Source organism: Flavobacterium coralii, from assembly GCF_019891545.1.
Taxonomy (GTDB): Bacteria; Bacteroidota; Bacteroidia; order Flavobacteriales; family Flavobacteriaceae; genus Flavobacterium; species Flavobacterium coralii.
Genome location: NZ_JAHDIU010000047.1, coordinates 1 through 492 on the forward strand (window position 1 = coordinate 1; position 492 = coordinate 492).

Genomic DNA, 492 nt, shown 5'->3' on the forward strand with positions numbered 1-492 from the left:
CGAACCGATGACCTCCTGCGTGCAAGGCAGGCGCTCTAGCCAGCTGAGCTAATCCCCCAAATTGTTAGCTTTCAGTTATCAGCTGTCGGCTTTCAGCGGATGTTGATAACTCAACTTCTAAAATTTCCTCTTTTCACTTAAGTTTTTCAGGCTTTTGCCTTGCGGCTGTTGCCTCTTGGCTTTTTGTAGTCCCGGGCAGACTCGAACTGCCGACCCCTACATTATCAGTGTAGTACTCTAACCAGCTGAGCTACGAGACTATTTTTAATTTCAGATTTATGATTTATGATTTCAGGTTGAATGCTTATTCTTAAGCCTGATTTCTTAATTCTTAAATCTTTTCCAGCTCTCTTTTTCTTAAGTGTAATATTTTTGAACTAACAGCGAGAGTAAGAGTGGCTCTTATTCTATCGTTTTGCCTATTTGGTCGTAATCTCTAGAAAGGAGGTGTTCCAGCCGCACCTTCCGGTACGGCTACCTTGTTACGACTTA

General features: G+C 42.5%; 1 tRNA gene and 1 rRNA gene. Both read right to left on the bottom strand.

Features of this window, described 5'->3' with window-relative positions:
* Positions 1-186: 186 nt before the first annotated feature.
* Positions 187-260: transfer RNA gene (locus KJK34_RS15095), tRNA-Ile, on the bottom strand.
* A gap of 180 nt (positions 261-440) precedes the next feature.
* Positions 441-492: ribosomal RNA gene (locus KJK34_RS15100) — 16S ribosomal RNA — on the bottom strand; the annotation flags it as partial.